The organism is Paenibacillus sp. J22P218 (assembly GCF_056269195.1).
In genome coordinates this window covers 42,915-69,066 of the sequence record NZ_JBWDNL010000007.1, presented here as the reverse complement: position 1 = coordinate 69,066, position 26,152 = coordinate 42,915, and the positions used below count along the sequence as shown (strand labels likewise).

Annotated in this window: 20 protein-coding genes; 18 read left to right on the top strand and 2 right to left on the bottom strand. The window is 53.0% G+C overall.

Features of this window, described 5'->3' with window-relative positions:
* Positions 1-252 precede the first annotated feature (252 nt).
* From AC0YN0_RS26200 to AC0YN0_RS26165, 8 genes are all read left to right on the top strand, one after another.
* Positions 253-2,298 (top strand): beta-galactosidase, encoded by a 2,046-nt coding sequence (locus AC0YN0_RS26200; RefSeq protein WP_475823912.1) that lies wholly within the window; start codon positions 253-255, stop codon positions 2,296-2,298.
* Positions 2,299-2,564: 266 nt separating this feature from the next.
* Positions 2,565-3,539: an ABC transporter permease gene (locus AC0YN0_RS26195; protein WP_475823911.1), complete on the top strand. Its 975-nt coding sequence runs from the start codon at positions 2,565-2,567 to the stop codon at positions 3,537-3,539.
* Between the two features lie 34 nt (positions 3,540-3,573).
* Complete coding sequence (locus AC0YN0_RS26190) at positions 3,574-4,461, top strand: carbohydrate ABC transporter permease (RefSeq protein WP_475823910.1); 888 nt, start codon at positions 3,574-3,576, stop codon at positions 4,459-4,461.
* A gap of 89 nt (positions 4,462-4,550) precedes the next feature.
* Complete coding sequence (locus AC0YN0_RS26185) at positions 4,551-6,281, top strand: extracellular solute-binding protein (RefSeq protein WP_475823909.1); 1,731 nt, start codon at positions 4,551-4,553, stop codon at positions 6,279-6,281.
* Positions 6,282-6,400: 119 nt separating this feature from the next.
* Positions 6,401-8,173: a histidine kinase gene (locus AC0YN0_RS26180; protein WP_475823908.1), complete on the top strand. Its 1,773-nt coding sequence runs from the start codon at positions 6,401-6,403 to the stop codon at positions 8,171-8,173.
* A 1-nt stretch (position 8,174) separates the two neighbouring features.
* A complete protein-coding gene (locus AC0YN0_RS26175) occupies positions 8,175-9,776 on the top strand; it encodes a response regulator (protein ID WP_475823907.1) in 1,602 nt (533 codons plus the stop codon).
* Between the two features lie 17 nt (positions 9,777-9,793).
* Positions 9,794-12,244, top strand: a complete 2,451-nt coding sequence (locus AC0YN0_RS26170) for an alpha-L-rhamnosidase-related protein (RefSeq protein WP_475823906.1) — start codon at positions 9,794-9,796, stop codon at positions 12,242-12,244.
* The gene (locus tag AC0YN0_RS26165) at positions 12,241-13,857 is read left to right on the top strand and encodes a beta-galactosidase (protein WP_475823905.1); all 1,617 of its coding nucleotides are present in this window, start codon (positions 12,241-12,243) and stop codon (positions 13,855-13,857) included. The genes AC0YN0_RS26170 and AC0YN0_RS26165 overlap by 4 nt, the downstream gene beginning before the upstream one ends.
* Before the next feature lie 234 nt (positions 13,858-14,091).
* Here the strand turns inward: AC0YN0_RS26165 and AC0YN0_RS26160 are convergent, their stop codons facing one another.
* Positions 14,092-14,232, bottom strand: coding sequence for a hypothetical protein (locus AC0YN0_RS26160; RefSeq protein ID WP_475823904.1), 141 nt, complete (start codon positions 14,230-14,232; stop codon positions 14,092-14,094).
* A 361-nt stretch (positions 14,233-14,593) separates the two neighbouring features.
* On the opposite strand from AC0YN0_RS26160, the gene AC0YN0_RS26155 reads away from it, so the two are divergent.
* Both AC0YN0_RS26155 and yqeK read left to right on the top strand, forming a co-directional pair.
* Entirely contained in the window at positions 14,594-14,938 is a 345-nt protein-coding gene (locus AC0YN0_RS26155) for a hypothetical protein (RefSeq protein ID WP_475823903.1), read from the top strand.
* A gap of 26 nt (positions 14,939-14,964) precedes the next feature.
* Positions 14,965-15,594, top strand: coding sequence for a bis(5'-nucleosyl)-tetraphosphatase (symmetrical) YqeK (gene yqeK / locus AC0YN0_RS26150; RefSeq protein ID WP_475823902.1), 630 nt, complete (start codon positions 14,965-14,967; stop codon positions 15,592-15,594).
* Positions 15,595-15,665: 71 nt separating this feature from the next.
* Here yqeK and AC0YN0_RS26145 read toward each other — a convergent pair whose 3' ends face one another.
* Positions 15,666-16,355, bottom strand: a complete 690-nt coding sequence (locus AC0YN0_RS26145; RefSeq protein WP_475823901.1) for a TetR/AcrR family transcriptional regulator — start codon at positions 16,353-16,355, stop codon at positions 15,666-15,668.
* 329 nt (positions 16,356-16,684) lie between these two features.
* Here AC0YN0_RS26145 and AC0YN0_RS26140 point away from each other — a divergent pair, with 329 nt between their 5' ends.
* Genes AC0YN0_RS26140 through AC0YN0_RS26105 form a run of 8 tightly spaced genes read left to right on the top strand, consistent with a single transcriptional unit; the run spans position 16,685 to position 26,152 of the window.
* Complete coding sequence (locus AC0YN0_RS26140; RefSeq protein WP_475823900.1) at positions 16,685-18,385, top strand: ABC transporter substrate-binding protein; 1,701 nt, start codon at positions 16,685-16,687, stop codon at positions 18,383-18,385.
* A gap of 15 nt (positions 18,386-18,400) precedes the next feature.
* Complete coding sequence (locus AC0YN0_RS26135; RefSeq protein ID WP_475823899.1) at positions 18,401-19,387, top strand: ABC transporter permease; 987 nt, start codon at positions 18,401-18,403, stop codon at positions 19,385-19,387.
* A gap of 13 nt (positions 19,388-19,400) precedes the next feature.
* Positions 19,401-20,261, top strand: coding sequence for an ABC transporter permease (locus AC0YN0_RS26130; protein WP_475823898.1), 861 nt, complete (start codon positions 19,401-19,403; stop codon positions 20,259-20,261).
* A gap of 18 nt (positions 20,262-20,279) precedes the next feature.
* Positions 20,280-21,278, top strand: coding sequence for an ABC transporter ATP-binding protein (locus AC0YN0_RS26125; RefSeq protein ID WP_475823897.1), 999 nt, complete (start codon positions 20,280-20,282; stop codon positions 21,276-21,278).
* Positions 21,247-22,041 carry an ABC transporter ATP-binding protein gene (locus AC0YN0_RS26120; RefSeq protein ID WP_475823896.1) on the top strand — a complete coding sequence of 265 codons (795 nt, stop codon included), beginning with the start codon at positions 21,247-21,249 and terminating at the stop codon, positions 22,039-22,041. Before AC0YN0_RS26125 ends, AC0YN0_RS26120 begins: the two co-directional genes overlap by 32 nt.
* Positions 22,038-23,360 (top strand): sulfatase-like hydrolase/transferase, encoded by a 1,323-nt coding sequence (locus AC0YN0_RS26115; RefSeq protein WP_475823895.1) that lies wholly within the window; start codon positions 22,038-22,040, stop codon positions 23,358-23,360. Before AC0YN0_RS26120 ends, AC0YN0_RS26115 begins: the two co-directional genes overlap by 4 nt.
* On the top strand, positions 23,361-24,383 hold the full coding sequence (locus AC0YN0_RS26110; protein WP_475823894.1) for a formylglycine-generating enzyme family protein: 1,023 nt from the start codon (positions 23,361-23,363) through the stop codon (positions 24,381-24,383).
* On the top strand, positions 24,380-26,152 hold the full coding sequence (locus AC0YN0_RS26105) for a sulfatase (RefSeq protein ID WP_475823893.1): 1,773 nt from the start codon (positions 24,380-24,382) through the stop codon (positions 26,150-26,152). Before AC0YN0_RS26110 ends, AC0YN0_RS26105 begins: the two co-directional genes overlap by 4 nt.

Here is a 26,152-nt window from a genome sequence, read left to right as displayed (position 1 = left end):
TGCGCTTTGTTGCCCTTCATTGCACAATCTGCAACTGATAGGCTCGTATTAGCACATTGGAAGACAGCCGTTGCAGAAAGCGCAATCAATACGCCCGACGAAAGCGATGAGAAACAAATAACCCCATTCTTCCAGAATGGGGTTGTTTGTCGTTGTGCGCAAAGCAATCATATCTGTTTTCTCCTGTAATCCCAGCTTCGTTGACGGGTGTCTCGTGTCTCGCTCAGGCGGGATAATAGAAGCAACCACTACGTGAAGGAAGTGACTGAAGTGAGGTTTGGAGCCTGTTACTACCCGGAGCATTGGCCCGAGGAGCGATGGCCGCTCGACGCGCGGCTGATGCGCGAAGCGGGACTTAATGTCGTGCGAATCGGCGAATTCGCTTGGTCCAAATTTGAGCGGAGAGAAGGCATGTATGACTTTGAGTGGCTCGATCGGAGCATCGCCGTCCTTGAATCCGAAGGCATTAGCGTTATTCTCGGTACGCCTACCGCCACGCCGCCCAAGTGGCTGATGGATAAGCATCCCGACATTTATATGCAGGATTATAAAGGCGATGTCAGAGGTTTCGGCAACCGCAGACATTACTGCTTCAACAACGAAACCTATCATCGCTATGCGCAAGAGATAACGAGGCGGATGGCCGAGCGTTACGCGAACCATCCGAATGTCATCGGCTGGCAGATCGATAATGAGTTTGGCTGCAACGAAACGACTCGCTGTTATTGCGGCAATTGCAAGACAGCGTTCCATCGCTGGCTGGAGCAGAAATACGAAGGCGACATCGACGCGATGAACGAAAACTGGGGGACGGTGTTCTGGAGTCAGACATACAACGAATGGCATGAAGTGACACTGCCGGGTTATGCGCCTTTCCATCTGCATAATCCGGGACTCGTGCTCGACTATCGCCGCTTCGCTTCCGATTCGGTCGTGAAGTTCCAGAAACTGCAGCTCGATATTTTGAAGCGGCTGGCGCCTAATCAACCGATAACCCATAACATGATGGGTTCGTTCAACGAGATTGACGGGTACAAGCTGTCCGAAGAGCTGGATTTCGTTTCATGGGACAACTACCCGAATTTGCATTTCAGCGAGGCGACGGACCCGAGCAAGGCGGCAGCCCAGCATGATATGACCCGCGGACTTAAGAACGAGCCGTTCTGGGTCATGGAACACCAAGCCGGTCCTCCTGGCGGTGACATCCTGTTCCAGACGCCGAAGCCGGGCGAGCTGCGCAGATGGACTTACCAGTCCGTCGCCCACGGCGCAGATGCGATCGTTTATTTCCGCTGGCGCACCTGCCTGTTCGGAGCGGAGCAGTTCTGGCATGGCATCCTTCAGCATGACGGCTTGACCGGCAGACGCTACGAGGAGGTTAAGCAGACAGGGGCAGAGCTGCAACGGATTATGCCTAGGCTGCTCGGAAGCGGCTCGGGCGCGGAGGCAGCCATTATCCGTTCCTTCGATAATGAATGGGCGACGGAAATTCAGCCGCTCCTGCCGGGCTACAGCTATATGAATCATCTGTATTCCTATTATCGCTATTTCTACGAAAGCCGTATGCCGGTAGACATCGTATCGGATGACACGGATTTCAGCCGCTATAAGCTGATCGTGCTGCCGCATTATATGATGGCTAGGCCCGATATTGTAACGAAGCTATACGCATATGTTCGCGCTGGGGGGACGGCTGTACTCGATTATCGCGCCGGTTCGAAGCTGTGGAACAACCGAATGGACGATAAGCCTTTGCCGGGTGTGTACAGGGAGCTTGCCGGTATCCGAGTTACGGATTATGGCACGCTCCGGCCTAATGAGCGGCGAGCTCTGGAGCGAAGCGACAATGCTATCCCATCAGGCCAAGGCCAAGGAAGCACCTGGTTCGATGTCATCGAACTGGAGTCGGAATCTGCGGAGTCGTTAATCCGCTATGCGGACGACTATGTGGCGGGCAAGCAGGCTGCCGTGCGCAATCGTTACGGCAACGGACATGCTTATTACATCGGTACGGATCCCGACAACGATACGCTGCATGCGCTCATGAATCAAGCGGCGGAAGATGCCGGCGTAGTGCCGATTGGCGGAATTACGGCGCCGCCTGGCGTTGAGGTGACGCGCCGCCGCACGGACGAAGGAGATGTCCTCTTCGTTATGAATCATAGCGGGCTTCCGCAGCGAATCGTGCTGGAGCAATCTTTCTACGAGCTTGCTTGCGAGCGTGTCATTGCCCCCGGCAGTATGCAGCTGCAGCCCGAAGACGTGCTGGTTTTGGCGCAAATTAAACCTGCCGAATAAGAGCTTGGAATCTACCGTTTATGGGGCGATCATAGCGGATTACACTGGTTGTTGGTCCTCCATAGCGGCAGCATAATGAGAAAAACGCCTATCGGAGTACTTCAGAGATGAGCGACCGCGTTTAAGTGGAAGTTTTTATCGCCAATCAGAATGATTTCCTTTTCGCTTTATCGCTATAAAGCACTTAATCATTCTGATGTGGTGAAGAAAAAGTGCTGCGGAAGCACGGGCGTCGTCACAGATAGGATAGAAAGGAGAATCGCATCATGAGAAGTATGACCAGCCAAACAGAGAATAAAGCGGCAACGGCGACCGTCAATCGCAGCAAAGGACGGAACTTCCTTCAGAAGGTCGTCAGGCAGCGCCAACTGATCGTTATGGCATTGCCGTTCGTCGTACTCGCCGCTATTTTCTCCTACGGCCCGCTCTGGGGATGGGTTATGGCATTTCAAGATTACAAAATTGCAAAGGGCATCATGGGAAGCTCCTTCATAGGTTTCGACAAATTCGCCGAGCTGTTCCGGGACGAGCAATTTTATCGGGTACTAAGGAACACGCTGGTAATGAGTGTACTGAACCTCGTTACAAGCTTCGTAGGCGCCGTCGTACTTGCCTTAATGCTGAACGAAGTGCGCAGCACCAAGTTCAAAAAGCTCATTCAGACGATCACGTACATTCCGCATTTCGTGTCTTGGGTCGTCATTGCCAATATCGTCATGATGTTTCTCTCTCCGGACGGGGGAATGCTCAACGAATTGCTTATGGGGCTTGGCATCATTAGAGAGCCGATCTATTTCATGGCTAAAGGCGAGAACTTCTGGATCATCCATACGATCTCGAATTTGTGGAAGGAGCTTGGCTGGAATACGATCATCTACTTGGCCGTTCTAGTCGGACTCAACCCGGAGCATTACGAGGCAGCGGACGTGGACGGCGCAAGCCGATTGCACAAAATGTGGTATATCTCCATTCCAGGCCTCATGCCTACCGCTATCCTGCTGCTGACGATGAATGTCGGCTGGCTCATCAACAGCGGTTATGAATCGCAATTCGTGCTTGGAAATCCGGTCGTCTACGATTATTCGGACGTGCTCGATCTATACGCGCTGAGGTATTCCACGCAACTAAGCGATTATTCGTACGGTATGGCGATCAACATGTTCAAGACCGTCGTCAGCGTATTGCTCATACTCGGCGTTACGTATTTATCCAAAAAATGGAATCAAAGCCGATTGTTCTAACTTGAGGCCGATTCAAGAATAGAGGTGATTCACAATGGCAAAGCACGAGACTTGGAGAGACGGCCTATGGAATGCGTTCAATTATGTCGTGCTGCTGCTGTTCGGTCTCCTAACGCTGTATCCGTTCGTCAATCTGCTTGCGATTTCGCTGAACGACGGATTGGATTCGCTTCGAGGCGGCATTTACTTATTCCCGCGGGAGTTCACGCTCTACAATTACGGGGCGATTTTCCAAAGCGATGGTCTGCTGCAAGCGGCGGGGATTTCCGTAGCGAGAACGCTCATCGGCACGTTTTTCGGCGTTATCGGAACGGCGATGATCGCCTTCACGCTCAGCCGCAAAGATTTCGTATTCCGCAAGCTGCTGAACATCATTCTCGTTTTCACGATGTTCGTCAACGCAGGTCTGCTTCCTTATTACTTGCTCATTCGCGATATCGGCTTGATGAACAGCTTTGGCGTTTATATTTTCCCGATGCTTATAAGCGCATATAACGTCATCATCATCCGCAGTTATTTTGAATCGTTGCCGGATGGCATTATCGAATCGGCCAAGATCGACGGGGCAACCGACTTCCAAACGTTGTTCCGAATCGTAATTCCGGTCAGCATGCCGGTTATCGCTACCGTGTCGTTATTCATCGCGGTTATGCACTGGAATTCGTGGTTCGACAACTATCTCTACACAAGCAGCACAGAGAGTCTGGATTTGTTGCAATTCGAGCTGATGAAGATTTTGCAGACGACGGAAGGCCAAGTGCTTAACGGCAATAACGCCCTAAGCATGGGCAGCAAAGGAATGGATCCCGATGCGACGAGGGCCGCTATGACGATGATCGTTACCGTGCCGATCCTATGCGTCTACCCGTTCGTTCAGAAATATTTTGTCAAAGGCATTATGGTCGCTTCCATGAAAGAATAGCTGATTGCAAAAAAAGTGATATCGATATCGAGCGGAATATTAATTCCGTTGATATAATCAAACTAATCAGTGACAGGGGGATGTCGGATTTGAAGACGAAAAGGACACGCAGCTTATGGGTGGTCATGTTATCGCTTGTCATGCTTGCTTCCATGCTTGCAGCGTGCAGCGGCAACAATAACAAAGGGGAAAACGAGCCAGCTCCAGACAACAAGCCAGCAGCAACGAATGATGCGGGCAAGGAAACGGATGCGCCGGCACCGGACTTATCGCCCGTAACGTATTCCATCAATACGGCTGATGACAAGCTGAAATGGGAGACGCCGATCAATGCCAAAATTACGGAAAAAACAGGCGTGTCGCTGAAATACGACCTGACGGTCGGAGACCAGTTCCAGCGTTGGGATCTATGGCTTGCGAGCAACGATTATCCGGATATCGTCGTATTGGACGCGAAGTACACGCTTCGCTACAAGGAAGCGGGAGCTATCATTCCGCTTAATGATTTGATCGACCAATACGGCCCGAACATCAAGGAGAAGTTCGGCGATTATTTGAACCTGCTCAAAGATGAGAACGGTGACATTTACTCGCTCTACTCCGTTAAGAAAGCGAAGGAAGCTCAAGCGGATACGAAAGGTTCCTTCATCGTGCAATACGACGTGCTGAAGGAAGCGGGATATCCGGAAGTGAAAACGTTCGACCAGCTGTATGAAGTCATCAAAGCCTACAAAGACAAGCATCCGCAAATCGACGGCAAAGACACGATCGGCTTCGGAGCTTATATGAACGGCTGGACGATGAAAATCGCGTTCAACAACCCGGTTATTTGGGCGAAAGGCTTGCCGGACCACGGCAACTACACGATCGACGATAGCGGCAACGTGAGCTACAATCCGGTATCGCAAGATACGAGAGAATATTATAAATTCCTGAACAAGCTGTACAACGAAGGACTGCTCGACAAAGAAGCATTCTCGCTTGACGAGAAAGGTTTCCAAGCGAAGGCGGCTCAAGGCCGCGTGCTCGCTGCTTACGCACCAGGCTGGATGATGGGCGAAGCCGAGCAATCGCTGCGCGCAGCAGGCAAGCCGGAGAAGGCGTACGCTTACCTTCCGATGTATTTTGACGCCAATACGGTGGATCATTCCAATGCGATTACGCCTACAAGCGGCGGCAACTTCCAATGGACGATCTCCAGCAAAGCGAAGAACCCTGAGCGTATTATCCAATTCATCGACTATCTGTTCTCCGATGAGGCGCAAGTGCTCACGCAATGGGGTATCGAGGGCGAAGACTTCACGGTTGAGAACGGCAAACGCGTTATCAACCAAGAGCTAGTGAAACAGCGTACGGTTGATCCGGACATCGACTACAACCGCGGATTCAAGAGCGTAGGCACAGGCGACTTCTACTGGTTCGGCATCGGCCACGGAGCGAAGCTTGCCGACGGCGACTATGCAACCCCTATGACCAAGGACGTCGTGGAGCTCGGTTACGACGACATGACCAAAGAAGTGCTGGCTGCTTACAACAAGCAAGTATGGGCCGACTTCCTTCCGCCGGTTGAATACGTGCCGGGCTTCCTATGGCAGCTGTCGCCGCCGGAATCGACGAAGGTCGAAGAGCAGAAGATGGACGATACATGGCGTAAGAACATTCCGAGCATCATCATGGCGAAAAACGATGGCGAGTTCGACTCGGCATGGAACAGCTTCGTCGAGCAAATGGGCAAAGCTGGCGTAGATAAAGCGAACGCCGCTTACACCGAGCTATGGAAAGCATTCCTTGATAAATACAACAAGTCTTTAGGGCAATAGTTAAATGAATCTAAGCGCATACTCCTTGCCCGCGTACGATGCGGCACAAGGAGTATGCGCGTTTGCGCCCTAATGAGTTAGGGACTAAGCAGCCGCGGCGGGGAGAGGATGGGGCAACGATGAAAATACGTACGAAGCTGATCGCAGCGAACCTGTTCATTGTGCTGTTTCTGCTTGGCTCCCTTACTTATGTACTCATGAAAAAAAGCACCGATATGGCGTATGAATCGATCGTGGAGAACAACCGATTATCACTCTCCCAGGTCGGCAGCAATCTCGATAATAAACTGCTCTCCTACGAGGAAATCGCCAACACGCTGTTTCTGAATACGGCGCTCGATGAAGCGGTGGAACAGGAATATCCCGATCTTCGCGACGCTTACACCGAATATTTCAATTACTATCAGCCGTTCGTTTCGGCGGTACAGACGACGAAGGATATTTATCATCTTTACCAATATACGAATAACCCGTCGTTCATCTTCTCGAACATCTATTTGATCGACAAGGATATTAGGGACAGCGATTGGTATCAGAGGACGCTGGATAGCCGGATCGGCGGTATATGGACGGAGCCGTACCCGAATCCGGTGGACAAAGAACCGCTCTTCAGCTTCCGCAAACGGATGAATAACTTCAAACCGGAATCGGAAAGGGTCGTATCCGTAGAGATCAAGCTGAAGGTGCTGCTCGATCTCGTAAGCGAGGAGAGCAAGAGCAAACGTTTCTTGTTTCTGTACCCGGACGGCTCGGTGCTTGTCGATACGGCCAGCAAAGATGGAGAGCCTGCATCCGAACCCCATATTCCGCAGAAGAGCCGCATCATGCAAGAGGATGCAGGCAGCTTTAATTATAAGGAAGGCGATGAGACGTATCAGCTTCTCTTCATGACCCTCGCCTCCCGCAATTCGGTCAAAGGGATGAAGGTCATTACGTACGTCCCGATTACGGAAATCATGCCGAGGATCGACCAACTGCGGTCGCTAGCCATCCTGCTTTTTATCATCGCGTTCCTGTTGTCTGTATTGCTTATCTCGCTGCTGTCCGTTCAGTTGACTTCGCGGCTCACCGAGCTGTCGATCCGGATGAAGCGGCTGCATAAAGACAATTTCGAGAGCTTCGTGGACGTTCGAGGCCGCGATGAAGTCGCCCAGCTTGGCGAAATGTTCAATCTGATGGTACGAAGGCTTCGCGACTTGATCGGCGAGGTGTATCAATCGGAGCTGAACCGGAGAGAGAACGCGCTTCGCACGAAGGAGGTTGAATTGTATGCGTTGCAGACGCAGATCAACCCTCACTTCCTGTTCAATGTGCTGAACATGATACGCGGGAAGCTGCTAATAGCCGGAGACAGGGAAAATGCGAAGATCGTCGGCCTGCTGGCCAAGTCGTTCCGCATGATGCTGAAGCGAAGCGGGCAGACGATACCTTTGGAGGACGAGCTCGGCTTTATCGATATTTATTTGCAAATTCAACAGTATCGGTTCGGAGACAAGTTTTTGTATGCGATCGAAACGGATGCTTCGACCAAGGATGTTCAGGTTCCGAAGCTCTGTATTCAGCCGATCGTCGAAAATGCGGTTACGCATGGCATTGAGTTAAGTCCAGTCCAGTCGATTATCCGCATTAAGACGAGCGCTCAGGATGGCAAGCTGTATATCGTCGTAAGCGATGACGGACTTGGCATACCGGAAGAGCGGCTGAAGGAAATTCATGGCTGGCTGCAAGAGGAAGACGGGCTTGCGAGCGACGAGCATATCGGGATGCGCAATGTGCATCGGCGATTGAGACAAATGTACGGCGAAGGCTTCGGTCTGCAGGTTACAAGCGTATATGGCCAAGGCACGGAAGTAACGATGACGATTCCGCTTGAAGCGCAGGAGGGTGAATAGGATGTATGACGTATTGATCGTAGACGACGAACCCGTGGCAAGACAATCGCTTCGCTACTTGATTGATTGGGAGCAATACGGCTTCGTCATCCGAGCGGAGGCCGAGAACGGACAGCAAGCACTGTCGCTGCTTAAGGAGCATACGTTCTCGCTTGTGCTGACCGATATTCGCATGCCGATCATGAATGGACTTGAGCTTATCGCCCGAATGAAAAGCTTTGCCGCCGATACGGACGTCGTCGTATTAAGCGGCTATGACGACTTCGAATATGCGCGCGAAGCGATGAAGCTTGGCGTTAAGGAATATTTGCTTAAGCCGGTCGATGAGGAAGATCTGATTGAGCTGCTCAAGCGAACGGCAGCGAGCATTGCCGAGGCGCGATTATCCGAGCGCCAGCACCGGCTTGGCATGTCGGCCATCCGCGATCAGTTTCTGCGGAAGCTGACGCATGGCGGCATGAACGGCAAGGAATATGAGGAGCAGCTGTCGCTGCTGGAGATGGGACGCTTACCGGAGCGGTACTGCTGTCTAATTGTTGAGCTGGACTTCGTCTATGGCAAAGCGAGCTTCGCTAGTGACACAGAGAGTGTATTGTCGGAGAGAGACGTCGAGTTGAAGCGATACGCGGCACGCAATATTAGCGAAGAGGTGACGGGCGGGCTCGGATTTCTGTTCGAGGAGTCGGAGGAGCGATACGGCATCCTCTGCGCAGGTGAGCCCGGGGAGGTGACGCCTTCAACCGTGCGCGAGCTTGCGGAGAGGCTTTCCCGTTCGGTGAGCCAGTATGCGAAAGAAACCGTTACGATCGGCATCGGCACGATCGTCGACGGCTACCAAGATGCGCCGGCATCGTTTGCGGCTGCTGAGCAGGCGCTTGACCGCAAGTTTCTGACGGGGGCCGGTACGATATTGGAAGGTCGGGACAACTCGCTTCTGGGCAACGATATGAATCGCGAGCAGGTTCAGATGTTATCCGCCGAGCTGTTAGAATCCATTCGCGGCGGCGACAGCGCAGCGGCACATGACACGCTTGCGGCGCTCTGGCAAAGCTTCCAAGGGGGCGGCGTGCCGGCAAATCAAGCTAAGCTGTCCGTTGTGGAGCTGTTCGTGCAGCTCTACCGCATCGTGCGCGAGTCGGGAGCAAGCCATGAAGGTTTGTTCGATCATGCGTTAGGCGACTATGAATCGGTCATGCAGTGCAAGACGATGGCGGAGCTTCTGGCGATTACCGAACGCAAATGCAAAGATGTATGCGCCTTGCTCATGAGAGGCAAGGAGCTGCGTCCGAACAAAATCGTGGACGAAGTGAAACGTCTCATCCAAGAGCAGTATGGCGGCAACGTGAGCTTGAAGAGCGTAGCGCAGCAAATTTACATGAATCCGAACTATCTCGGCAAGCTGTTCAAAGCGACGACGGCCATGTCCTTCAACGATTATTTGCTGCAAACACGGATGGAAAAAGCGAAGGAGCTGCTTCTACAGAGCGACTTGAAAGTATACGAGATCGCGGAGACGGTCGGTTATAACGAGCTCGATTGGTTCTATAAACGGTTCAAAGCTTATACAGGTGTTAGTACGAGCGAATACCGCTCTGCGCGCTGACGAAGGAGGAGCAGGAGATGGAAGAGAACAGAGCATGGACGGCTAGCTGGATATGGGCTGAGCATGATAATTCGGCAATAGCCGGCGGGGATCGTCCTGAAACGGTGTTGTTCCGGAGGAGCTTCGAGGTTCCCGAGCAAGGAGAGGGCTACCGGCTCATTGTTCGCGTATCGGCGGACAGCCGTTACCGGTTGTACTTGAATGGCGAATCGGTTGCGCAAGGTCCATGCAAAGGCGATGCCAATACGTATTATTACGAGACGATCGATCTGACAGACCGCCTAAACATAGGATTTAACGTACTGGCCGCGCGGGTTATGCGCTACCCGGCATCGGCCAGAGAGAACGGAGCGGAATGGGGGCCGGCATCGGTGTGGCGTTCCGGGACCGGCAGTTTTCTTCTGGAGGGCAGCTTGGTGGATGGCGACGGCGAGCGCTTGGAATCGCTGGATTCGAGCGATAATTGGAAAGCGCTTCCCTTGCGATACGAGGCCCTTCAGCTTCAGCCTGAAACGTATACATTGTTTATCGGCGGGGGCGAACAGGTTGACGGTGCGAAGTGGCCCTTCGGCTGGGAATCTGCTCCGTATGATGATACAAGCTGGAAGCAAGCAGCCGTCATTGCACCTACGCATGATAAGATGTACGGCAGCTTAAGCAAGTGGCAGCTGACGCCTAGGCCGATTCCGCTCATGCGGGAGGCGGAGTGCGATTTCACGGCTATCGTTCAGGGAGAAGGATCGGGTCGTATATGGTCTCGCGCCACGCTGAACGGGGGCGATCTCGGAAGCTTAACGGTGGCTGTGGGAGAGGAGCTATGGCTTGAACTGGAAGCCCCGGAGTTAATGGCGGGTTATCCGCGCCTAGCGCTGTCGGGCGGGAGAGGTGCAAAGGTTACGCTGTTGTATTCCGAGTGCTACGAGTATCCGCCGGAGCCGAATGGACAACGAAATAAAGGCGTGCGCGATGAGCCGGATGGCAAGGCGCTGTACGGCTTTACAGATGAATATACAGCAGCAGGCTTTGGGAATCGGGATGGTGCTGAGATTTACGAGCCTTTTCATAGACGTGCTTTCCGCTACATTAGACTTCAGGTGAAAGCTTCGGACGAAGCGCTTGTGCTGGAGCGAATCTCCATACGCCGAACGGGATATCCGATGGAGGAAATCGGACATTTTGACGCATCCGATGCTACATTGAAGCCGTTATGGAACATCAGTCTGAACACGCTGCGTAACTGCATGCACGAATCGTACGAGGACACTCCTTTTTACGAGCAGATGCAATATGAGATGGATACGCGCCTGCAAGCGTTGTTCACGTATCAGGTTAGCGGCGATGACAGGCTGGCGAGAAAAGCGATCTACGATTTCCATAGCTCCATTACGCCAAGCGGCATGCTTCAGAGCCGTTATCCGTCAGTCTCGCGGCAGATTATACCGGGCTTCGCGCTGTTCTGGGTCATGATGGTCCATGATCATTACGCCCATTTTGCAGACTATGCACTCGTTCGCCAATACCGCTCGACAATCGATGGCGTACTTGGCTGGTTCGAGAACCGTCTTGATTCGACCGGACTTGTGGGCATCATGCCCGAGGCGTATTGGTCGTTCGTAGATTGGACGGAAGCGTGGCGGGATAATGCCGGAGCTCCTCCTTCGGGCAAGTCCGGACCGCTGACGGTGTACAACCTGATGTACGCGGACGCGCTTGAGAAAGCTGCGGAGCTGAATGAAGTGACGGGCAGAAGAGACACGGCAAGCGAATATCGCGATCGCGCAGATCGTATTCGTATAGCGGTAAGAGCGCATTGCTGGTCGCCGGATCGGGAATTGTATCGCGATAGCCCATCCTCTGAGGATTATAGCCAGCATGCGCAAATATGGGCGGTGCTGACGGGAACGGCTTCAGACGGAGAGGCTCAAGGGTTGATGCAGCGGATGCTGCGCGACGATAGCTTGCCGAAAGTTACGCTTGCGATGTCTTATTATTTGTTCCGCGCGCTTGAGCGGACTGGGTTATACGATCATGCCTTCCAGCTATGGGATGCATGGCGCGAGCAAGCTGAACTTAATCTGACGTCTTGGGTCGAAGATCCGGTCTCGGTACGCAGCGATTGTCACGCTTGGGGAGCGCTGCCGCTTTACGATCTGCCTGCCTCCGTGCTTGGCGTTAAGCCGTTATTGCCGGGATATGCAGCAATCAGCATCACTCCGCATACGGGTCCGCTGCAGTGGGCTTCCGGCAGCTGCATGACGCCGAAGGGAGAAGTGGCCGTGAAGTGGGCCATCGATGCTGGCCGCTTCCGTCTAACGGTTAATCGTGCGGGGGATACGCCGGTTCATGTTGAATTGCCAAGCGGCGAGAAGCTCCTTTTTACGGAGGAAGGCCCAATTGAATGTGAATGCATAATAATGCCAGCCAATAGTACAGACAACGATAACACGGAAGGGGCGAATAGGGCATGATCCTTGGTGTTGCCTATTATCCAGAGCATGAACAGCCGGAACAATGGACGATTGATTATAAGAAAATAAAAGAAGCGGGCATTACGCAAATTCGAATCGCCGAATTTGCTTGGACGGTATTGGAGCCACGGGACGGCGAGTTCGATTGGGAGTGGCTGGATCGCTCCATTGAGGAAGCGGCAGCCTGCGGACTGGAAGTTGTGCTCTGCACGCCTACCGCTTGCCCGCCGATTTGGCTCGTTGAGAAGCATCCGGACGTGCTGCCCGTGAATCGCAGCGGGGCCACCGTCCGCTTCGGGGCAAGACAGCATCGCTCATACTCTTCTAAGCATTATGTGGACTATTCCATGCGCATCGTAACGAAGATGGCAGAGCGCTACGGCAGCCATCCGGCGGTCGTTGCGTGGCAGCTCGACAATGAATTCGGCGGCGAGACAAAATTCGATTTCGGCGAGTGTTCTCGGGAGGCGTTCCATGTCTATCTGGCAGAAACATACGGTACGGTAGAAGAGCTTAACCGCCGCTGGGGCACAGTGTTCTGGTCGCAGCGTTATGAGCGATTCGATCAAATTCCGCTTCCGGCGAAGATCGACGCCGATGTAACGATGTGGCAGAATCCGAGCTTGGAGATGGCTTTCGCCAAGTTTTCATCTTTGTCCATCGTCAACTATGCGCGGAAGCAGGCCGAAGCATTAAGGCCATTTATTGACGGCCGGCCGATCACGACGAACGCGTTCATGTTCCGTTGGGGCGACAGCGTCGACTGGTCGGAGCTGTTCGACGGGCTTGATGTCGTAGGCATGGACATCTACAGCGACAAGCCGCATGAGATTGCTTTCTACGGAGACGCATGCCGAGGCGTGCTGCAGCGTCCGTTCTGGATGATGGAATACGGCACGGGCTCGCGCAACTTGATCAGCGAGATGGAGCTGCTGAAGGACCGCGGCTGCAGCCGGTTTTTCCTGTTCAAGGCGAAGCCGTTCCCATGGGGACAGGAGCAAGGCGGAGGACATCCCGAACTGCTGACGCTGACGGGCGAGCCGTCCGCCAACTATGGCGTCGTGCGCGACTATTCGGAGCGTCACCTCGATTATATCGAGCCGACGGAAGCGCAAGCTGCGCCAATCGGCCTTTACTATCACTTCGAGAGCTCATGGAGCTACCGGATCTCGGTATCCGATCATATCGCATATGCCGATTATATGGTAGATACCGTTTATCGTTCGTTATTCGACGAGACTCGTTCGGTCGACGTCCTATATACGCCTGAGCATATTGGCGATCATAAGCTGGTCATCGTACCGCTGCATCTGCTTCATGACGCCGCACTGGAGCAACGTTTGGCAGAATACGTACAAAGAGGCGGTCGTCTCATCGCGACGACGGATTTGTTCCGCAAAAACGGAGACAACGTCTTCTTGACTCAAGTGCCAGAACTGTACGGCAGCGTATTCGGATGGAACGCGAATAACTTCGTTACCGATTCGATTCGCGTACGACCAAACGGCGGCGTCTATACCGAGAACAAATACGGCGAAGGCAAAGCATGGTTCGTCGCGCGAGACACGTCAGTCGAAGAATGGCAAGCACTCATTGCGAAGGCATTATTATAAGTGGAATAGAGGTTGCGAAGCTGTGGAGGCTTCGCGGCCTCTTTTTTTGCAAGAAATAAGCACACACACGCTGCTCCAAAACCTCGTAGTGTCCTAACTCGCTGATAGTGTCTTTTTGGGCCACTAATGGGAATGTAGCAGTGGAATTGCCTCATTTAGTTCGATTTTAGGCCGTTAATGGAGCTAATCTCCGCTGTATGGTCTAAAAAGCCGAATTAGTTTGACGAAATACCGTTACACGCACAGCCACGCCGCCAGCTCCCCCACGCAACCGTCGGTTTCGCCAACCATAAGCTGCATTTCCCATCCTATTTCTCTCAAGTAACCTAGGTTTGTACGAATAGGATGGATTTCCCATCCAATTCTATCAGCCACGCCGCCTGCTCTCCCACCATCGCCACCTTCACCAACCATAAGCTGCATTTTGCATCCTATTCTCCTCAAGTAACCTAGGTTTGTGCGAATAAGCTGGGTATCACATCCTATTATGGATGGCTACACAGCTTTGGCGGAGGTTGCGATTTAGTTCGGTTCAGGCCTACGTAAATAGTGACGACGAAATACCACTATTGCGTTGTACAGCACTTCTACAGCCCCTTACTCTAGACGGCAGTTTGCTCGTAATAATGAAACTAAACCGCTCTAGCTGAATTCCAAATTATCGATTTCAAAATTTTAACAAATGTTATAATATAAAGGTGGTTAGGGATGGCGTTCATCGGAGAGGTGGCACAGCATGAGGGACAGAAGGGAACGGGGTCTTAATCGGATACTATTTGTTTCGGGAATCGGGATGCTGGCATTGTTCATCGGCGCAACGCTCTACTTAAACTCGCGTGGCCACGATCAGCCTTACGCACTTACAATTTATGGCGACCACCCCGAGAGGGATCTTATCGAGATTAAAGATATGCTGCATTTGATTCATACATACGGCTTCAACATTCCGGACGAACGCGTTGCTTTGAAACAAGATGGATCTTATTACGTATTGTTAGAGCGAAAGAACAGAGAGTTAGTATTCATGACAGACGAAATAAGTAGGTTAAATGATTTTTTGAATGCTAACCGTGTTGGCTGAAAATAAATAGAGGCGGGGGCGTTTCGATGAATGAGGTTTTACTTCCTTACGTGCAAGGGTTTGAGCCAACCGGTAATTTACGTTCAGATATTAAGCGGTTTTTCGAGCTGAACGACGATCGGGACACGCTGGATCATACATACAAGGTAGCCGGAGTCGCACAGAAGGTGGCTGAACGATACGAGGCCGATCCGAGGAAAGCCGTAACAGCGGCTTTGTTGCACGATATTAGCAACATCATCCCTGTCAGCAAGATGATGGAAACCGCAGAGAAGCTCGGAATTCCGATCCTCGACGAGGAAAGGAAGTACGACCGCATCGTTCATCAGAAGCTGTCGAGAGCGATGGCGGCCGAACTGTTTCATATCGAGGACGAGGAAATCCTGAATGCGATCGAATGCCACACAACGCTCAAGGCAAATTCTACGCTGCTCGATAAAGTGCTGTTCATCTCGGACAAAATGGCATGGGAGCTTCCCGGCGACCACCCTTACCTGCAGAGCGTCAAGGACAAAGTGAACAACGACCAGCTCATCGAAGGCATCTTGGTGTATCTCGATCACCTATGGGACAACCGGGCGAACATGAAGCTCGTCCATCCTTGGCTGATCGCGGCCAGGGAGGAGCTATCGAACGACGAGTTCAAAGGTTATTAGGCAGCGGCAAAAGCCGGCTGATCAGAGGGGCTGTATGAAAGGCCTCTCTGATCAGCCGGCTTTTGTTCATGTTAGTGCTCCGTCACGGCGGGAGAGACAAGCTCAAACACGCTAAGATCGGGTTTCGTGCGGACGAACTGCGATACGAAATTCATTAAGTAAATCAGAATTTGCTCCGGATCCACATCCCATTGCTTCTGAATGAGATGTCCCCGCATCGCCATTCGCAGCATCATGCTGATGATCGTGTTCTGGATCATCGTCTCGAGGATGTTCGGATCGAAGGAAGGCTGGATCGAGCCGTCGCGAATGCCTTCTTCGATGGCGGCTTTGAAACGCTCCCCGCGATCCTCCATCGAGTTTTTGTACCGTTTGCGAAGCTCCTCCGAAGGAAAGGAGTTTCGGTAGAAGTGATCGAATAGCCCGATGAACCGCAGATGGTCGGGATGCTCGCGGTAAAGCAGCAGCCAGCCATTCAGCATAATGCTCAGTTTATCCGCGCCGGTCTTGCCGGAATCGCCGTCCACCTGAAAATAATGCGAGATTTCGTTCATGATTTTGATCTGTATTTCAAACACGATTTCATGTATCGAATTAAAATATTTATACATCGTCACCCGGCTGATCCCCGCCTTGGCCACGATATCCACCATCGTAATTTGGGACATATCCTTCTCCAAAAAGATTTCTCTAGCAGCCTCAAGGATTTGATCCCGACGTTTCACACGAAGGTCGTCTAACTCCTCTTCCCATGTTTTCAAAGCGCTCCAGCCTCATTCCCGCAACGGTTTATAGTGTTACTCATTCGCGTCAGTTACTGCCAACTCCTCTTTCGAACCTTATTATAAGCGTTATTTCGACAAATATGAACACATAATAAATAGGTGTTTACAAGATGTTAACTAGGTTGTATGATGATGAAGTCGGCTGTAAAGCCGAGTAATCTTATAGGATATTTGTCTACCGGACAGCCGGAGACACAATGCGAAAATATTGCCTGATGGCGATAGCTTTGTATTGTGTTTTTTTATTTAGCCGCACATTCGATATTGGAATCGGAGCGGCAGACTACAATGGTGGAGGGTTATGTATGAGTATTCGCAAATCGAAAGTGAATTTGTTCAAAAGGTATGTACCGTTAGGCATCGCGGCGTTATTGTCGGTCGCCCTGTTCGCAGGCTGCAGCAATAACGCGAACAACGAGCCTCCTGCTGGCAACAAAGGGGAAGCAACCCATTCTCCCGCGACGTCAGAGCCGGCCAAGGGCGAGAAGGTTTCGTACCGCATCGGAGACGTCATTAATCCGGAGCAGGTCAACAACTTTAATCCTTACTTGAAAACAGGCAATTATCGTCCATTGTTCGATTATGTGTATGACGCGCTTTATTACTTCAATCCGGTCAAAGGTGAACTGATCAACCGGCTCGCGGCAGATAGCGGCACATGGTCCGAGGATCAGAAGACGTTTACCGTGAAGCTGAACACGGCCGCGAAGTGGCATGACGGAGAAGCTTTCACGGCCGACGATGTTGCGTATACGTTCCATGCGTTAAAGGATCATGCCGTGCTCGATTCCTATCAATTGTGGAGCGACACCCGTCTAAGCAGCGTGACGGCAAGCGGTTCCGATACGGTCGTCTTTCAATTGAACAGCCCGTTCCCTTCGCTCAAGAACTACCTGACCACGGTTTATATCGTGCCTAAGCACTTGTTCGAGAAAGAGGATCCGGCGACGTTTTTGAACAAAACGCCGATCGGCACGGGAGCTTTCAAATTCAGAAACATCAACGAAAGCGCGATTTTGCTCGATGCCAATACCGCCTTCTTCTTGGGCGCTCCGCAAATTACCGAGCTCGTTCTTCAACGGTTCAAGGATTCGCCGGCTATTACGCTAGCGCTGCAAAAAGGGGAGATTCAAGGGACGACAGGCGCGATCGCGATGCCGAGTCTTCCGAAGCTGCTCGAGAACAAAGATAACAAGCTGCAGCAATTTCCGGGTCTGTCCACCTACGCGGTCATTATCAATAACGACAAGCCGGGCTTGAACGACGCAGCTGTCCGCAAAGCGATTCAGCAAGCAGTCAATCGCGAGGAAGTCGTAGAGAAAGGCGAGATGGGAGCAGCCACGCTCGGCAATCCTGGATTCCTATCCCAAGGCTTCGGCAGTCTGGTTGACGAGAGTTTAACATCCGATCCTTCGTTGCAGTTCAGCGTCGAACAAGCGAGCAAGACGCTAGAAAATGCAGGCTACGCGAAGAACGGCAAAGGCATCTACGAGAAAGACGGCGTCAAGCTATCCTTCGTGTACTATATGGCGGCTAACGCTCCGGCGCAGAACAAAGAAGGCGCGATGATTACCGACTGGCTGAAGCAAGCGGGCATTGAAACGACGATCAAGATGGTGACTTGGCCGGAGCTTACGAGCCTTGCGATGTCGGGCGATTATGATTTGATTCAAAACGGGATTACCGTTCCGCCGGACCCGCAAGCCGCGCTCGAAGTGTTCCATAGCAAAATGACGGCGCCCATCGGCGAGAATTCTCCTGGACTTAACTGGGCGAGATTCAGGGATGAGCAAGTGGACGGATGGCTCAACGAAGCCGCTTCAGCGAATGCGGAGCAGCGTGCGGAGCTGTACAAGAAGGTACAGGGAAGAATCGCCGAGCTCGCGCCTATCGTTACGCTATACAGTACGGGCAAGACGCCATATAGCGAAACGGCATTCACGAATTACGACACGAATGTTCCGGCGACCTCCGTCATTTCGCTAGCGAAGGTCACGAAGAAATAAAGAGGAGCTGTACCGATGAAGATTCAATTGTCCTACGTCATCAGGAGAGTCGCGTTCGCAATCGCGACTCTCCTGGCGGCGATCGTCATGAACTTCCTGCTACCAAGGCTCATCGGCGGCGATCCTGCGGAAATGATCGCTTCGACGACCGCGCTTGGCTCAGCCGAGGTAGCGGATGAGCTGCGAAAGCAGTTCGGACTCGACAATCCGAGCCTGCTCCATCAGTTCGGCAGCTATATAGTCCAATTGTTCCAAGGCAATCTAGGCATTTCCTATTTCAATTACCCGGTGCCCGTCAAGGACGTTCTCTGGAACGCCTTGCCGTGGACGCTGGGTACGGTTTTTATCGCCACCTTGCTAAGCTACGGAATCGGCTGGCTGATCGGCGTCAAGGGCGCATTGAAACCGGGCTCGTGGTTCGATAACTCGGCGCTCGGCGTCAGCTTCTTCATCAATTCCGTTCCGTATTTTTGGATCGGCATTATTCTTATTCTTATTTTCGGATACAAGCTGGATTGGTTACCGATGGGTCAGGCGATTCCCGTCGATTACGATACGCTTTCCCCGATCCGCAAGGCCGGTTCCATCGCCTATCACGCCGTATTGCCGATCGTTTCGCTCGCTCTGGCATCGGTTGCGAGCCATATTCTCGTGCTTCGCAACAATTTGATCCGGGTTTTATCCGAGGATTACATGGTGCTCGCGCGTGCCAAAGGTCTGTCATCGAGAAGACGTGTTTTCCACTACGGAATCCGTAACGCTTTTCTGCCTTCGTTTACGGGATTTATGTTGTCGCTCGGTCATGTCGTCGGCGGGGCGATCACGATGGAAATCGTATTTTCCTACCCCGGAATAGGGATGCTCACCAATAACGCGATATTGAATCATGACTATCCGTTAATCCAAGGTGCATTTCTCGTTATTGCCGTATCGATCATCGCCGTTAATTTAATCGCCGATTTGATTTATCCCTTTATTGACCCTCGCGTCAATCTGAATTAGGAGCTGAACGGATATGAAGACCAACTCCCCGTTGGAAGGTTCCCGCGCATGGAACGGCAAGCAGCTGTCAGGGCTCGCGATTCTCGCTTTTTTTGCGATTGCGGCGTTCATCGGGCCGCTGCTTGCCCCTTATAACAAAAACGACATTGAATTCGAAGCGTGGCTTAAGCCTTCCGCGAAGCATCTGCTCGGTACGGACAGCTACGGACAGGATTTGTTTTCGCAGCTCATATACGGCACGCAAACCTCTTTTCTGGTCGGCATTTTGGCGGGAGCCATTACGACGGTCATCGGCGTTCTCGTCGGACTTACCGCCGGGTTCTACCGCAAATGGGTAAGCGACGCCTTGATGTTCGTCGTCGACTTGCTGCTCATTATTCCAATCATCGCGCTTATGATTATTCTGGCTTCATTCCTGCCGTCCATGGGCCTTACGAGCATCATACTCGTCATCGGCCTGCTCAGTTGGCTGTACATGGCACGAAGCATCCGCAGCCAGACGCTGTCCGAGAAGCAGCGCGGTTACGTGGAGGCGGCGCGGGTCGTCGGGATGGGCAATTTCAAAATCATGACGACGGAAATATTGCCGAACCTATTCCCGATCATCGCGGCCAACCTGGTCAGCGTAACGACGCAGGCGGTGCTGGCGGAGGCCGGGCTCAGCTTTCTCGGCATCGGCGATCCGCGGAGCGTAAGCTGGGGCACGATTCTTACGCTGGCGCATACCAACAATGCCATTATGTACGATGCGTGGTGGTGGATTGTGCCGCCGGGCGTAGCGATTGCGCTATTTTGTTTCGGCTTCGTGCTGCTCGGCAACGGTACGCTTGAGCGATTCAGGGCGAAACGGGGCGCGCAGCAGCATTTTTCTTGAAATCAGGAGGCGATACGCATGGGTTTACTGGACGTTAGCAATTTGCAAGTGGAATACGAATCGCCGCGGGGAATGTTCAAGGCGGTCGATGGCGTAAGCTTCTCCATCGAGCGGGGAGAAATGTTCGGCTTGGCCGGCGAATCCGGGTGCGGGAAGTCGACGACCGCTTACGGCATCAGCAGGCTGCTGCGTCCTCCCGCACGACTGGCAGGAGGCAGCATCGTTTTCGACGGCAAACCGCTCACGAGTCTTACCGAAGCCGAGTTTCGGCCGTATCGCTGGTCGAGAATTTCGGTCGTGCTGCAAAGCGCGATGAATAACCTAAATCCGGTGATGAGGATCGGGAACCAGCTAACGGATGTGATACTTGCGCATGAGGCGGGCGTATCCGTGCGCGATGCGCTCCGCAGAGCGGAAGAGCTGCTTGCGCTCGTAGAGATGCCCAAGGAGAAGTTGGCCAGCTATCCGCATGAGCTATCAGGCGGCATGCGCCAACGCGTCGTTATCGCCATGTCGCTTGCGCTGCGGCCGGAGCTTATTATTATGGATGAGCCGACGACCGCGCTGGATGTCGTCACCCAAAAAGGGATCGTGAACCGCATTGTCGAGCTGAAGAAGGAGCTCGGTTTTTCCGTCTTGTTCATTACGCACGATTTGCCGCTTATGCTGGAGATTTGCGATCGAATTGGTATCATGTATGCCGGAAAAATGGTCGAGGTTGGCAGCGCGGAGCAGCTGCTCAGCGGGGCTCGCCATCCCTACACGCAAGGATTGCTTCGTTCCTTTCCTTCCTTGTCGGGACCGAAGGTGCGAATCGAGGGCATACCGGGCTCGCCGCCGAATCTCGTCGAGCCCCCGGCAGGCTGCCGCTTTCAATCGCGCTGCCCGCATGCGACCGATGTTTGCTCTTCGCTTGAGCCAAGCGCAATCAACGACGATAGAGGGATGGTAGCTTGCCATCTGTATGGATCGGGGGAGGGTAACCATGAAGCCGTTGCTGCAAGTCAATCGCGTTAGCAAAATATTCGAATCGGGTTCTTTCCTGCAGAAGAAAAAGTTCAGTGCGGTCAGAGACGTAAGCTTTACGCTTCACAAGGGCGAAGTGCTGGCGATTGTCGGAGAATCCGGCTGCGGCAAAAGCACGCTCGCCAGAATGATCGTGAATTTGATCGATCCGACGAGCGGCGAAATTTTGCTGGACGGCAGTCGGACGAGCAGAAAATCAAAGGACCGCAAAGCGGTCGCCAAAGACCTGCAAATGATTTTTCAGGATCCGTTCGAAACGATGAATCCGAATTACCGCGTTCAAGACGTCATTGGCCGTCCGCTTCAGTTGCATGGAGAGCAGGGCGATATTCGGACGAAAGTGCTGGCGCTGCTCGCGCAAGTAGGTCTGACTCCCGCCGAGGATTACATCGACAAGTACGCCTCCCAGTTATCCGGCGGCCAGAAGCAGCGGGTCATGATCGCTAGGGCGCTTGGCATTAATCCGCGTGTCCTCGTTGCCGATGAGCCGACATCGATGCTGGATGTATCCATAGGAATCGACATTATGAATTTAATGCTGGATTTGAAAAACGACTATGATCTTTCCTTGATATGGATCACGCATAACTTGGGAAGCGCAAGATATATGTCCGATCGAATTCTTATCATGTACGGCGGACAAATCGTCGAGAGCGGGGAAACCGAGCAGATTATTTCAAGTCCGCAGCATGCTTACACGCGGACTCTGTTGGATGCATCACCGAATCCATGGGGAAGGGAAGAGCAATCATGAGCAAACCGAATATAATCGTTATTTATTGCGACGACTTAGGGTATGGCGATCTGGGCAGCTATGGCTCCGAGCATATCCGCACGCCTCACCTCGATCGGCTGGCGGAAGAAGGAGCCCGGTTTACGAATTGGTATTCGAACTCTCCCGTCTGTTCCCCGTCGCGAGCGTCGCTGCTGACCGGACGTTATCCCGCTCGAACGGGAGTGGAGAGCATATTAAGCGGCAAGCGCGGAACAGCGGGCTTGTCGCTGGACGAGAAGACGATCTCGTCGCTGCTGAAGCCGCACGGCTACCGCACCGGATTGTTCGGGAAGTGGCATCTCGGCGTAACGCCGGAGCAGAATCCGAACGCCCACGGCTTCGACGAGTCGTTTGGTTTCCTGGCTGGCTGCGTGGATTATTACTCTCATATTTTTTATTGGGAGCAGCAGAGGGGTGTTAACCCTGTCCATGATCTGTGGCATAACGGCAAGGAAGTGTGGAGCAATGGCGAATATATGACCGAGCTTATTACGGCGAAGACGGTTGCCTTCATTGAAGCTAGCGATGATCGAGTCCCTGCTCAGCCTTTCTTCGCTTATGTGGCTTATAACGCTCCGCATTACCCGATGCATGCGCCGCAGAAATACGTAGATCGTTATCCGGATCTGCCTCCGGATAAGCGTATTATGGCAGCGATGATCTCCGCGGTGGACGACGGTGTCGGCGAGATTGTCGACGCTTTGCGCAGAACCGGGCAATACGACAATACGATCCTATTTTTCTCAAGCGACAATGGGCCGTCGACGGAGTCGCGCAATTATTTGGACGGCACGGAGGATCTTTATTACGGCGGTTCTGCGGGAATATTCCGCGGACATAAAGGCAGTCTGTTCGATGGGGGCATTCGCGAGCCCGCTATTCTAAGCTATCCGGCGCTGCTTGGAGGCGGCGGTATTGTCCGGCATGAGCCTTGCGCCATGATGGACGTCGTTCCGACGGTTCTGGAGCTTGCGGGAATCGAACCGCCCGTGCATCATTTGGATGGCAAGAGCATCGTGCCGCTGCTTGGACAGCCGGGGTCGGGGGAGCTGCATCACGAACGCTTATTTTGGTCATACGAGGGGCAACTAGCCGTTCGCGAAGGCAAGTGGAAGCTTGTGCTTAACGGCAAGCTCGATTTCGGCCGTCAGGCGCCGGATGCCGTTCATCTATCCGACCTCGAGCATGATCCCGGCGAACGCAACAATTTGCGCGAGCAATACCCCGATAAGGCTCGGGAGCTGGAAGAGGCCGTTACGCGCTGGTACGACGAGCTCCGGCGTCAGGAGGGAATTTAGATGGATGACCCGATCAAGCGGGAGCTTACTGCTGCTGGCGGAAATGCCGCAGCTGGCAGTTGCTGCTGCCAAGTCGGCAGGGGCACAGAAGCTGTAGCTGACGAAAGCGAGACGAGGGCTCACGAACTCCGCAAGAAGTCTGCTGGTGTTCCGCGCGAAGGGATGGTGCTGCTAAAGGGCGGTTCTTTCCTAATGGGAACGGAAGACCGGGAAGGCTTTCCGGCCGACGGGGAAGGACCTATCCGCGAGGTGACAATCGATCCTTTCTACGTCTCTCCATACGCAGTGACGAATGCGGAGTTTGCTGCCTTTGTCGCCGATACGGGCTATCGGACGGATGCCGAGCGGTTCGGCTGGTCATACGTGTTCCATTTATATGTGACGAAGGAATCGGATCAGGAGGTACGCAGTACGGCCCAAAGCACACCTTGGTGGTGGGTAGTAGAAGGCGCGGATTGGCGCAGTCCTGAAGGTAAAGGCTCCCATATCGATCAAAGGATGAACCATCCGGCTGTTCATATCTCTTGGAACGATGCGGCTGCGTATTGCGGCTGGTCCGGCACGCGCTTGCTAAGCGAAGCGGAGTGGGAATTCGCCGCGCGCGGCGGGCTAGTTCAGAAGCGTTATCCGTGGGGAGATCTTCTGAAACCGGATGGCGAGCACAGATGCAACATCTGGCAAGGGAAGTTTCCGTACAAAAATAATGCCAGCGATGGCTACGAAACGACGGCGCCCGTGGATGCCTATGCTCCAAACGGCTATGGTCTATACAATATGGTCGGCAATGTATGGGAATGGTGTTCCGATTGGTTCAGCCCGTCTTCGCCGGTGCATGATGTGCGCATCAATCCGCAAGGACCAAACTCGGGGAAGACGAGATCGACCCGCGGCGGCTCGTATCTATGCCACAAGTCGTATTGCAATCGATACCGCGTCGCGGCTCGAAGCTCGAACAGCCCGGATAGCTCGGCTGGCAATATGGGGTTTCGGGTTGGAGCAAGCGAGAGGAGCAATGGGAAATGAAGGCTGTAATGGTCATGTTTGATTCGCTTAACAAGCATATGCTGCCGAACTACGGCTGCGAATGGATCAAGGCCCCTAACTTTGAAAGGCTGTCGGAGGCGACCGTCACGTTCGATAGCTGTTATGCGGGCAGCTTGCCTTGCATGCCGGCGCGCAGGGAGCTGCACACGGGACGGCATAATTTTTTGCATCGCAGCTGGGGGCCATTGGAGCCCTTCGACGATTCGGCAATCGACGTTTTACGGAAAAACGGCATATATACCCATCTGTCCACGGACCATACGCATTATTTCGAGGATGGAGGCGCCACTTATCACACTCGTTTTAACAGCTGGGAGTATGCGAGGGGGCAGGAGGGCGATCCGTGGAAGGGCAATGTGCAGGATCCCCATATCCCCGACTCGCTATCGGGACCAAAGATCGGCGGCTTATGGCGCCAAGATTGGGTGAATCGCGCTTACTTGGACACGGAAGAGAAGCAGCCGATTGCCGTAACCTTCGGCAACGGCATCGAATTTATCGAGACGAATCGGAATCAGGACAATTGGTTTGTGCAGATTGAGGCTTTTGATCCTCATGAACCTTTTTTCACTCAGCAGAAGTACAAGGATTTGTATCCGCATCTCTATGACGGCAAGCATTTCGACTGGCCGGATTACGGCAAAGCCTCGCAGCAGCCGGAGGAAATTCAGCATGCGATCTACGAATATGCGGCTTTGCTCAGCATGTGCGATACGTATCTGGGCAAGGTGCTGGATGTCTTCGACCGGCATAATCTTTGGGAGGATACGATGCTGATCGTCAACACCGACCACGGCTTCTTATTGGGTGAGCACCGATGGTGGGGCAAAAACATTCAGCCTTTTTACAATGAAATCGTCAATCTTCCGCTCTTCGTGTGGGACCCGCGCCATCAAACGAAGGGAACGCGAACGGATGCGCTTGTCCAGACGATCGATATCGCGCCGACGCTGCTTGAATTCTTCGGGACGCCGATCCCATCGGATATGCAGGGAAAGCCGCTTAGCGGAGTTATCGACCGGAAAGATGGGGACCACGGGACGAAGGTGCGGGAAGCTGCTATCTTCGGCATGCATGGCGGTCATATCAACGTAACCGACGGCAGATATGTCTATATGCGGGCGCCGCAGCGCTTCGATAATGGGCCGCTTCGCGAGTATACGCTGATGCCGACTCATATGCATAATCGATTTGGGGCTAACGAGCTTGCCGATTTACGCTTGCACGAGCCTTTTGCGTTTACGAAGGGCTGCCGAACGTTGGAGATTGAGGCGCATACGTATTTGAATCCCTACTTGCACGGGACGCTTCTCTTCGATCTGGAGGTTGACCCACGCCAGCAAACGCCTATCGTGGATGAAGCGATTGAAGCTAGGATGATAAAGCTGATGGCGGATTTGATGCGGGCCAACGATGCCCCGCCGGAGCAATTCGAACGTATCGGTATTCCATTGAACGGCATTGTAGAGAAAGAAGCTTTGAAGCTGGAGAAGGAAGCTCGGAAGCGGGTGTATGAAGCGGACTTAGGACTTGGCGAACAATGGACGGAGCGGGGGAGAGCGGCTTATTTCGCCGTACAATGCTTGGTCCCCGCTTCGGTTCGGGTTACGCTTCAAGATGGCATCATTGCTTATGTCCAATCTGCCGGGATCATGAAGATCGATGAGGAGATAATCGTTAAATGGATATCGTCATTCGGGACTCAAGGCGAGCCATTAATAAAGGCGCTTAACATGCTGGTGCTGTAG